Below are 10,869 nucleotides of genomic sequence, written 5' to 3'. Positions count from 1 at the left end.
ACAGGATCGGTGGACGGGACGTCTGATACGGAGGCTCGGCCGAGCCGCGCAGGCACACGTGCCGAGGCGCCAGAGGGACAGGTCGGGACGACGACAGCGTCAGCGGACGCGTATGTACGGCGCTCGTATGTATGGCGCTCGTATGTACGGCGCTCCCGAGAGACGGACGACGGGCCGGCAGGCGGTGTCCAGACCCTTCACCGTCATCCCTGCTGCCCTCCCCAGGGTGCTTCCCGTCGTCAACTTCGCACTACCCAGAGCGATATGTTGACAACCCTGCGTAGCGACCACCGCTCCCGTGCGCCTTTAACGCACTCCGGCACCTTGGTTCGCGCCCCTGGCCTCCCGGCGCGTACCGGTGTCCCGGCGCACCCTCTTCTGTATGACTGGTGGTGCCCCGCAGCCGCCCGCGGGTACTCCGTCCATCTCCGCACGAAAGGCTTGGGAGAACCGCATGCAGATCGATCTGAAGGGCCGCACCGCTCTGGTGACCGGCTCCACCCAGGGCATCGGCGCCGCGATCGCCACGGGTCTGGCCCGCGCCGGCGCCCGCATCGGCGTCAACGGTCGCTCGGCCGAGCGGGTGCAGCGAGCCGTGCACCGGTTGAACAGCGAAGCGCCCGGCGCCGAACTGGTGCCGGTGGCCGCCGACGTGACCACCGAAGAGGGCGCCCGGCAGGCCGTGGAAGCCCTGTCCCAGGTGGACATCCTCGTCAACAACCTCGGCATCTTCGAGCCCGCCGACCCCCTGGAGATCAGCGACGAGGAGTGGCGGCGCTACTTCGAGGTGAACGTCCTGGCCTCCGTACGCCTCACCCGTCTCCTCCTGCCGGGCATGACCGGACGCGGCTGGGGGCGCGTCCAGTACATCGCGAGCGACTCGGCGATCGTCACCCCCGCCGAGATGATCCACTACGGCATGTCGAAGACCGCCCTGCTCGCCGTGAGCCGGGGCTTCGCCAAACAGGCAGCCGGCACCGGTGTCACGGTGAACTCCGTCATCGCGGGCCCCACCCACACGCAAGGCGTGGAGGACTTCGTCTACCGACTCGTCGACCGCGACCTGCCCTGGGAGGAGGCCCAGCGCGCCTTCATGCGGGAGCACCGGCCACAGTCCCTGCTCCAGCGGCTGATCGAGCCGGAGGAGATCGCCAACATGGTTGTCTACCTCAGCTCCGACCATGCCTCGGCGACCACCGGCGGCGCCCTGCGCGTCGACGGCGGTTACGTTGACTCGATCCTCCCCTGAAGGGCCATGCACCCCTCGACCCGGTCCAGCTGGCTGTCACCGGGTGCCGACGGACCGCAGATCGACGTCAACGGACGGACGAGGGTTGAGGGGTTCGACGCCCTGGCGCCGACCTCCCGCCTCGATCCCCTCAACGGCCGCTGGCCCAGCGGTTCCTGGGCTGCGCGGCCAGTCACCGGGAAGCCGGTTCCGGAGGTGGCTGAGGATCTGGGCATCCACGGGGGGACGTTGCACAGCTGGGTGTCGCGGGCGCGGCGTAACGGGTCGCCGTCGTCGGACCGGCCGGTGGCCGAGCCGTCGTCCGGCGGTCGTCTGCGGGAGGGTGAGCGGGCGGAACTGGAGCGGTTGCGGGCCGGCCGCGGGCAAGGCGGCCCGGAGGCGTTCGATGCGTGGGGAGGCCGACCGGCCATCCGGCAGATCGAACAAGCCTCCCGTTCCGCTGGAGGGGTGGGCTGCCCGAGAGGGGACTTAGGGTAGCCTAAGTCGGTGATCGACTGGCGTCGGAGCCGAAGGAGAGCCTCGATGAACTCGCCGCGTCACGCCCCCTCTTCGCGCCTTCCGTCCCGCCGCGGCCTTCTGGTGTCGGCTGGCGCGCTCGCTCTGGGCGGCGTGCTGACGGCGTGCGGCGACGGCGGGGAGGAGGATGCCGAAGGGACAGGCGGCGGGAGCTGGAGCTTCGAGGACGACCGGGGGAGGACGGTCACGGCCGACAGCACCTCGAAGCGGCTGGTCGCCTTCATCGGCGCGGCTGCCGCCCTGCACGACCTCGGTGTCGAGTGCGCGGGGGTCTTCGGACCGACGAAGCTCAGCAACGGCGAACCCGCCCCCCAGGCCGGTGACCTCGACGTGGACAAGGTGACGAGCCTCGGCAACACCTATCCGCAGTTCAATGTCGAGCGGTACGCCGCACTGCGGCCCGACCTCCTGATCGCCCAGATGGCCGAGCCGCCCGCGCTCTGGTACGTCCCCGAGGAGTCGGCCGAGGAGATCGAGTCGCTCGCCCCCAGTGTCGGAATCACCACCACGAAGAGCTCACTCACCCATGTCATCGCACGCTTCACCGAACTCGCCGCCTCCCTCGGTGCCGACACGGGGGCCGCGAAGGTCACGGCCGCCAAGGAGCGCTTCGAGACGGCCGCGCAGCGACTGCGCCGAGCGGCAGGCGCGCGCCGTGGCGGCCTGAAGGTCATGGCGGTGTCCGCGTCGAGCGAGATCCTGTACGTCGCCAACCCGGACGACTTCGCGGATCTGCGCTACTACGCCTCGCTGGGCGTCGAGTTCGTCACGCCCACGAAGACCGCCGAGGGCGGTTTCTGGCAGCAACTCGCCTGGGAGAACGCCGACACGTACGACGCCGACCTGATCCTCGTCGACAACCGCGACGGCAACCTGCAGCCAGACGAACTGAGGAAGACCGAAGCGACCTGGGCCAGTCTGCCCGCCGTCCGGGCGGACCAGGTCTTTCCGTGGGCCAACGAGGAGCGGTTCAGTCATGCCGGGTACGCTCCGCGCATCGAGCAACTCGCCTCGGCCGTAGGGGAGTCGAGGGCCGTGAGCGGGTGACTGCCTCGGCTCGGGCCTCATGGTTTGCGGGCGACGCCCACATACAGTGGGATCTGCTCGCTCTGACCGCGTTGTTTCCCGAGTTCCGGGTGCCAGTGTGCTGCGAGTTCTATTCCGGGATCGACCAGCTCAAGTCCCTCGAAGAATCTCGTGAATTCGATGCGCGACCGGACTTGCGCGGGAGTACCGCCCTTGCGGTAGACCTCGACGACGCGCTCCCAGGCTTCGGGGTCGAAATCCCCTGTCGCATGGGACAGCGCCACGTAGCTCCCCGCCGCCAGTGAGTCAAGCAGCTCAGCCACGATCTGGTAGGGATGGTCTTCATCTGCCACCAAATGCAGCAGGGCGACCAGCGACAGGGCGATCGGCTGCTCGAAGTCCAGAAGCTCTTTCGCCGCTGTGAGGATCTTCCGAGGCTCCCGCACGTCGGCTTGGATGTAGGCGGTGCTCCCCTCCGGCGTGCTGTGAAGAAGCGCCTCGGCATGCCTGAGAACAATCGGATCGTTGTCCGCGTACAGCACGCGGGCGCTGGGCGTGATCGCCTGGACGATCTGGTGAAGGTTGGGCTCGGTAGGTATCCCGGTGCCGATGTCGAGGAACTGCCGGATTCCTCGTTCGGCCAGTAAGCGGGAGGCTCGGTGCATGAAGTCCCGGTTGACTCGCGCCATTTCTTCGACATTGGGGAAGAAGGAGATCACCTTTTCGGCGGCTTCCCAGTCGACGGGATAGTTGTCCTTGCCGCCAAGGAAGTAGTCGTACATTCGGGCGGAATGGGGCTTGCTGGTGTCGATCTCGGCCGCACTGAATCCGGAATCTCTCACTTCAGTCCTCCCTGGTCTATCGGCGTGCCCGCTCGCCCAGCAGTCTGGCATGGTCCGCGCCCTGCGGACCGGCCGCACACAGAAGTCGTGCACGGCATGCGGCCCTTCGGGGACGCCTATACGGCGCGCAGCCGGACCGCGATGAACTGGCGGCCGGGCAGGCCGATCCGGAAGACCCCCTCGTACGTGCCGGGCAGTGCGGTGACCGTCATGGCCCAGGTGTCGATGACGTCCACCCTCCACCGGACGCCGGGGCGCAGCGCGAAGGTGCGGTAGCGCGGCTGTCCGAAGCCGAAGTAGACCAGCCGGTAGCTGTCGTCGACGCCGCCGACGGGGACGTCCCAGTCGCCGGGGAGCGGGCCGATGCCGTCCTGGGGCGAGTCCTCCAGGATCCGGCGCAGGAAGGCGATCCGGGCCGGTGACTCGCCCTTGAGGGTGCCGCCCTTGGACCACCACAGCACCTCGTCGTCGGCCAGGTAGGTCTCGCCGTGGCCGACGTAGCCGCCCCGGACCGCTCCCTCCCAGAAGCGGCGGACCAGTTCCTGCGGGGGAAGGTCGCCCCAGCCCTGGTCGATGTCGCCCTCGTAGCCGCACTCGTCGATGACCACGGGCTTGTTCCACTCCGCGCGCCACGCGTCGGTGTTCTCGGCGGTGCGGTACACGTCGACGCGCTGGAGGCTGGCGTGGGTGACCCAGTCGGCGTTGTTGTCCCAGAAGGACATGCAGTTGTGGATGCCCAGCAGATGGCCGTGCGGATCGGTGTCGGCGATCACGGCGGCCATCCGGTGCCAGTCCTTCTCGGTCTTGGCCCACAGCAGGTCGTACTCGTTGGCCAGCGACCACCACACGTTGGGCAGGGCCGCCAGACGGGCGACCACATAGCGCAGATAGCGGTCGTCGGCCACCGCGCCCATGTCCGAGAAACCCCAGCGGTCGTAGGGGTGGAAGAGGATCAGGTCGGCCTGGATGCCCAGTTCGCCGAGGCGGCGGATGCGCTCCTCCAGGTGGGCGAAATAAGCGGGGTCGGGGTGCCGGAAGTCCCAGCCGTCCTCCGGGGAACCGGCGAAGGGGTACAGCGGAGGCTCGTTGGCGTTGAAGAGGTACGCCTTGGGGAAGACGCACATCCGCACCTTGTTGAACGGCGCCTCGGCGAGGGTGCGCAGGGTCCGTTCCTCAAGTTCGTCGCCCTGATGGGTCCAGGCGTACGCCGTGGTGCCGATGGGGAGATGACGGGTGCCGTCGGCGTGGCGGAAGTGGAAGGTGTTGTGCACGCGGACCGGGCCGTGCTCGCCGGGGGCGGCGGGCAGACAGGCGAAGGTGCCGCCGATGCCGGTCAGGGACCGGGCGTTGGAGGCGGTGACGAAGCTCCAGGCGCCCTCTTCGCCGGGCATGAAGCGCAGTCGGTGGACGCCGTCGCCGTCGTAGAAGCCGTGTGCGGTGAGCGTACGGCCGGTTTCCGCGTGGGTGAACCGGGCGCTCAACTCGACGTCGGTGAAGGGGTTGCCGTGGGCGGGGCCGTGGAGTTCCAGCTCGAACGGGTGCCAGCGGGTGGCCGAGGAGGGCCAGTCGGCGCGTGCGCTGCCCAGCGGAACCTCGGGTCCTTCGTAGCTGTCGGAGGGGACGGTCGTCGTCTCGGCCGGGCGCGGTGGCTCGGCGAGGGTCTCGTCGACGGCGGCGAGTTCGGCGAAGAAGGCCTCCCGGGCCTCCGGGTCGGCACGGGTGTCGTCGAGGAAACCGACGACCTGTCCGAGGCTGACATGGCGCAGTTGCACGCCCAGGGGCGCGTTGACGATGCCGGAGAGGTGTTTGCGGACGACGGCCGCGGCCTGCCGGTTGCGCAGGACGTCACCGAGGAGCGAATCGGGGCTGTACGGCATGGGGGAACTCCGGGGAGATGGGGGGCGCAGAGTCAGCGCTTGGTGTCGTGACCCTCGTAATGGAACCACCGGACGTTCACGGTCCCGTCCGCGGCGTAGAGGCCGGCGACCCGGCCGGTGAAGGAGGCGGCGATCTCGGCGCTGACGTAGCGGCCGTCGAGGGCGGCCAGTTCCTGCCAGCCGTCGCCGGTGCCGACCGACAGGCGTACGGTGTCGGGCCCGCCGTGTTCCAGGCTGCCGCGGCCGTCGGAAGGGAAGGTGACGGGGCCGGTGGAGATGCGCAGCAGCACGGCCGACGCGTCGCCGGGCCGCGGGAGTTCCCAGCTCTGGCTGAGCGGGCCCACCCTGGCCCTGGCCCGGACGGTGCCGGGGCCGGCCTCGATGTCGTAGTGGTGGAGCTCGTCCATCCGCAGGCTGAGGCCGCCGGTGCCGGAGCTGACGTCCAGCTCGGCGGTGAAGGAGGCCTCCTCGTGCTCCTGGCGGACCCCGAGGAAGACCGGCCGGAGGCTGTCCATGTCGCTGCCGTCGGCGCGCAGCCGCAGCGCGCCCGGGCGCCCGTACGACGAGACCACCTCCGACGGTGAGCGGCGTACCGCCACCCACTCAGGCCCCGGCACGCCGGCCGCGAAGTCCTCGTGCCGGCTCACCGCCGGCCCTGGCTCGGCGAGCCGCACCGGTTCGACCACCGGCCAGCCGTCCGCCCAGCGCACCGGGGTCACGAAGGTCTCGCGGCCCATCGGCGAGAAGGCCCGGGCCATCCCGCGCGGCCGCATGCCCAGCATCACCATCAGCCAGCAGCCGTCGGCGGTGCGCACCAGGTCGCCGTGGCCGGTGTTCTGGACCGGGCGGTCGGTGCTGCGGGCGGACAGCACCGGGTTGGCGGGGCAGCCCTCGAAGGGGCCGTCGGGGCGGTCGGAGCGGGCGATGCTCACGCTGTGGCCGCGCTCGGTGCCGCCCTCGGCGATCATCAGGTACCAGGTGCCGTCGATGGAGTAGAGGTGCGGGGCCTCCGGGAACATCAGGCCGGTGCCGGACCACAGCGAGCGGGGCTCCTGAAGGGCCTGCCCGGTCTCCGGGTCCATCCGTACCTGCTGGATGCCCAGGTGGGTGGGGACCCCGCCGCTCAGCAGCAGGCCGGAGTAGGTGACGTAGCAGGTGCCGTCCTCGTCCCAGGCGATGTCCGGGTCGATGCCGTCGACGCCCCGCATCACGGTGCCGTCCGACCAGGGGCCCTCCGGTCGCTCGGCGGTGAAGATCAGGCTGCCCCGGCCCATCGCGTCGGTGACCACGCACCAGAACCTGCCGTCGTGATGGCGCAGAGTCGGGGCCCAGGCGCCTCCCATCGTGGGCACCTGGCCCACGTCCAACTGCCCGGGACGCTCGGCGACATGGCCGATCAGGGTCCAGTCGGAGAGGTCGCGGCTGTGGAAGAGCGGGATGCCGGGCAGGTACTCGAAGCTGGAGACGGCGATGTAGTAGTCGTCGCCCACCCGGCAGATGCTGGGGTCGGGGTGGAAGCCGGGGATCAGCGGGTTGTCCGGGGTGGCAGGCCTGTTCGGTCCGGAGGCGGTGGTCATGGGCTTCCTCAGGAGGTGGGTTCGTCGGCGGCCGGGGTACCGGACAGCCCGTCGGTCGGTGCGCCGGCCTGCTGCCGGGCGGCGAACTCCAGCCGCGCCGCCCGCCGTTCGGCCTGCCGTGCCGGGTCGGGCACCGGAGCGGCGAGCAACAGGCGCCGGGTGTAGGGGTGTTCGGGCGCCGTGGTGACGGCGGATGCCTCGCCGGTCTCGACGATCTCGCCCCGGTACAGCACCGCGACCCGGTGGCTGATGTGGCGTACCACCGACAGGTCGTGGGTGATGAAGAGGTACGCGACCCCGGTGCGTTCCTGGATCTCGATGAAGAGGTCCAGGATCCGGGCCTGGGTGGACAGGTCGAGGGCGCTGACCGGCTCGTCGCAGACGATGATCTTCGGCGCGCGGGTGAGCGCGCGGGCGATCGCGATGCGCTGGCGCTGTCCGCCGGAGAACTCGCGCGGCAGCCGCTCGCCGGCGTCCGCCGGGAGCCGCACCTGGTCCAGGAGCTCGCGGACCCGGCGGCCCGCGTCGGCGTCCGAGGCGCCGGTGACCAGCAGCGGCTCGGTGAGGATGTCGCCCACGGTGAGCGCCGGATTGAGCGAGGTGTAGGGGTCCTGGAAGACCACCTGGATGTCGTCGCTGAGTGCCCGGCGCTCCTTCCTGCCGAGCGCCGAGATGTCCCGGCCGCCGAAGCCGATGGTGCCGCCGGTCACCGGGGCGAGGCCCAGGATGGCGCGGCCCAGGGTGGTCTTGCCGGAGCCGGACTCGCCCACCAGGCCCAGGGTCTCGCCGGGGTGGACGTCGACGCTGACGCCCTTGAGCACCCGGACGGGCGGCCTGCCCCGGCCCTTGCCGGGGTAGTCGACGACCAGCTTGTCGACGGACAGCAGGGGCCCCGTCTCCCGTGCCGGGGCCGGCTCGGCGGGTGCCACCGTGCTCATGCGTCAACTCCCTCTGAAGCGGCGGTTGCTGTCAGCGGACGGCGCGGCTCGCTGTCCTCCAGGGTGGATGCGAGGAGCATCCTGGTGTACGGGTGCCGGGGGTCGGCGAAGAGCTCGGCGGCCGGCGCGGACTCCACGATCCGGCCGGTCTGCATCACGGCGACCCGGTCGCAGATGTCGGCGACCACACCGAAGTCATGGGTCACCAGGATCATGCCCATGTCGCGTTCCTTCTGGAGCGAGCGCATCAGGTCGAGGACCTCGGCCTGGACGGTGACGTCCAGGGCGGTGGTCGGCTCGTCCGCGATGAGCAGGTCCGGGTCGCAGGAGACGGCGGCGGCGATCAGTACCCGCTGGGCCATGCCACCGGACACCTGATGCGGGTAGGCGGCGTAGACCCGGGCCGGGTCGGCGATGCCCACCCGGTCGAGCAGGGCGAGGACCTTCTTCCTCGCCTCCGCGCGGCTCAGACCGAGGTGCCTGCGCATCGGTTCGGACAGCTGGGTGCCGATCCGGAAGGAGGGGTCCAGGTTGGACATCGGCTCCTGCGGGACGTACGCGATCCGCCGGCCGAGCATCCCGTCGCCGGCCGCCTCCGCGCCGGACGCGCTCAGCTCCGTACCGCCGAAGGACAGGGCGCCGACGGTGGCATGGGCCTCCGGGGGCAGCAGGCCGAGGACCGCGAAGGCGGTCTGGCTCTTGCCGGAGCCGGATTCGCCGACCAGGCCCAGGACCTCGCCCCGGCGCACGGCGAGGGACACTCCGTCCACGACGGCCGATCCGCCGTAGGCGATACGGAGGTCACGGACGACGAGGAGTTCGTCGCCGACGGGCTCGCCGGTGCGGAGGGCGGCCCCGGCGGTGTCGGCTGCTTCAGCGGCCTCGGTGATGTCGGCCGCTTCAGCGGTCTCCGTGGTGCCGTCGGCCGGAGTCCCGGTCCCGGTGGCCCCGGCGACCGCGGCCGTCGCCGCCTTGCGGTGCCGCCTCGGCTTCGCCGCGCGCCCGCCCACCAGGACGTCCGTCAGCGCGTTGGCCAGGAGCCCCGCCGCCGCCACGGTCACGGCGATGGCCACTCCCGGCCAGAGCAGCAGCAGCGGCTTGGTGTAGATGTTCCCGAAGGCGTCGTTGAGCATCGAGCCCCAGCTGGCCTCGGCGGTCGAGCCCAGGCCCAGGAACTCCAGCCCGGCCTGGATGAGGATGCCGATGCCGAACAGCTGTGCCGCCTGGATGATCACCGGTGCCTGCACCACGGGCAGCACGTGCCGGCGGACGATCCGGGTGTCCGACAGCCCGGAGACCCGTGCCGCGTCCACGTACAGCTCCTCGCGGACCGCGTTGACCGAGCCGCGCACCAGCCGGAAGACGCCCGGCGACATCAGCACGCCGAACACGGCCATCGCCAGATAGGTGCTCTGTCCGACCGTGGCCAGCACCACCAGCAGCAGGATGATCGCGGGGATGGACATGACCAGGTTGGAGACCCAGTCGGCCAGCCCGTCGAACCAGCCCCGGAGGTAACCGGCGACCAGGCCGGCCGGCACGCCGATCGCGATCGCGATCGCGGTGGCCAGCGCGGTGCCGAGCAGACTGGTCCGGCCGCCGTAGAGCAGCCGGGACAGCACATCGCGGCCGACACCGTCGGCGCCGAGCGGGTGGCTGCCGCCCGGCGAGGCGAGCGCGTCCGCCAGGTCGGAGGCGCTCGGGTCGTACGAGGTGAGCAGCGGCGCGGCGGCACTCGCCAGCGCGATCAGGGTGAGCACCGACAGACACACCACAGCGGTCGGGTCCTTCAGCAGCCGCCGCAGTGTGCGGTCCCGGCGCGGGACCGCGATGGCGACCGGCTGCCCCGCCGTGGCGGCGGCCGGGTCGGGCATGGGGAGCGTCATCCGACACGCACCTTCGGGTTGAGCCACCCTTGGGCGACGTCCAGCAGGAGGTTGACCACCACGACCAGCGTCACCATGACCACCACCACGCCCATCAGCAGCGGTGAGTCGCCGCTGGAGGCGGCCGAGTTGGCGGCGCTGCCGATCCCGGTGAGGCCGAAGACCTTCTCCACCACCACGGCCCCGCCGACCAGGCCGACGAACTGCAGACCCAGCACGGTGAGGGCAGGCGGCGCGGCGTTGCGGAGAGCGTGCTTGAGCAGCAGGCTGCGGCGGCTCAGGCCGCGGCTGCGCAGGGTGCGTATGTAGTCCTTGCGCAGGACGTCGACCATGGCGCCGCGCACCTGCTGGGCGGTGGCCGCGACGGCGCCCACCGCCAGTGAGATCGACGGCAGGGTGATCGACTCGAACCAGGCGGACGGTGAGACGGCGAAGGGCGTGTAGCCGGTGGCCGGCAGCCAGCCCCACTCCACGGCGACGAAGAGGGCCAGGACCAGCGCGACCAGGAAGCTGGGCACTGCGAAGCCGATGATGGCGAGCAACTGGACGACCCGGTCGAGCAGGCCGCCCCGTACGGCTGCCGCCACCCCCAGCAGAACGCTGGCGACGGCCGACAGCAGCAGGCCGCCCAGCACGATGGAGAGGGTGACCGGCAGTTTGTCGGTGAGTGAGGAGGTGACGGTGTCTCCGCTGAACCAGGAGCGTCCGAAGTCACCGCGGACCGCCGCTGTCAGCCAGTCCCAGTACTGGACCACGACGGACCGGTCGAGGCCCAGTTCGGCTTCTTTCGCGGCGACCTGCTGGGTGGTGGCCGTGGGGCCCACGATGTTGCGGGCGATGTCCGTGCCGGTCAGCCGCATGAGGACGAAGGTCAGGGACGAGATCACGAACACCAGGACCACGCCCGACAACAGTCGGCGGGCCAGGAAAGTCTTCATGGCTGCTTCTCCGGGGGGTA

8 protein-coding genes are annotated in these 10,869 nt (G+C 70.7%); 2 read left to right on the top strand and 6 right to left on the bottom strand.

Annotation, left to right across the window (positions count from 1 at the left end; translation table 11 throughout):
• Window positions 1–454 precede the first annotated feature (454 nt).
• A complete protein-coding gene (locus tag GFH49_RS31765) occupies window positions 455–1,249 on the top strand; it encodes an SDR family NAD(P)-dependent oxidoreductase (RefSeq protein WP_155059514.1) in 795 nt (264 codons plus the stop codon).
• A 522-nt stretch (window positions 1,250–1,771) separates the two neighbouring features.
• Window positions 1,772–2,812, top strand: coding sequence for an ABC transporter substrate-binding protein (locus GFH49_RS31760; protein WP_155059513.1), 1,041 nt, complete (start codon window positions 1,772–1,774; stop codon window positions 2,810–2,812).
• A 17-nt stretch (window positions 2,813–2,829) separates the two neighbouring features.
• On the opposite strand, the gene GFH49_RS31755 is transcribed toward GFH49_RS31760, so the two are convergent.
• The 6 genes from GFH49_RS31755 to GFH49_RS31730 form a co-directional block, all read right to left on the bottom strand.
• On the bottom strand, window positions 2,830–3,633 hold the full coding sequence (locus GFH49_RS31755) for an SAM-dependent methyltransferase (RefSeq protein ID WP_155059512.1): 804 nt from the start codon (window positions 3,631–3,633) through the stop codon (window positions 2,830–2,832).
• A gap of 116 nt (window positions 3,634–3,749) precedes the next feature.
• Window positions 3,750–5,510, bottom strand: a complete 1,761-nt coding sequence (locus GFH49_RS31750) for a DUF5605 domain-containing protein (RefSeq protein WP_155059511.1) — start codon at window positions 5,508–5,510, stop codon at window positions 3,750–3,752.
• A 32-nt stretch (window positions 5,511–5,542) separates the two neighbouring features.
• Window positions 5,543–7,087 carry a glycoside hydrolase family 43 protein gene (locus tag GFH49_RS31745; RefSeq protein WP_155059510.1) on the bottom strand — a complete coding sequence of 515 codons (1,545 nt, stop codon included), beginning with the start codon at window positions 7,085–7,087 and terminating at the stop codon, window positions 5,543–5,545.
• Between the two features lie 8 nt (window positions 7,088–7,095).
• Entirely contained in the window at window positions 7,096–8,025 is a 930-nt protein-coding gene (locus GFH49_RS31740) for an ATP-binding cassette domain-containing protein (protein ID WP_155059509.1), read from the bottom strand.
• Window positions 8,022–9,911: a dipeptide/oligopeptide/nickel ABC transporter permease/ATP-binding protein gene (locus GFH49_RS31735; RefSeq protein WP_230396614.1), complete on the bottom strand. Its 1,890-nt coding sequence runs from the start codon at window positions 9,909–9,911 to the stop codon at window positions 8,022–8,024. The genes GFH49_RS31740 and GFH49_RS31735 overlap by 4 nt, the downstream gene beginning before the upstream one ends.
• Complete coding sequence (locus tag GFH49_RS31730) at window positions 9,908–10,849, bottom strand: ABC transporter permease (RefSeq protein ID WP_155059508.1); 942 nt, start codon at window positions 10,847–10,849, stop codon at window positions 9,908–9,910. Before GFH49_RS31730 ends, GFH49_RS31735 begins: the two co-directional genes overlap by 4 nt.
• Between the last annotated feature and the right edge of the window lie 20 nt (window positions 10,850–10,869).

It is taken from the genome of Streptomyces blattellae, from assembly GCF_009709555.1.
In the GTDB taxonomy this organism is placed as follows: Bacteria; Actinomycetota; Actinomycetes; order Streptomycetales; family Streptomycetaceae; genus Streptomyces; species Streptomyces blattellae.
This window is presented reverse-complemented; position numbering and strand designations above follow the sequence as displayed.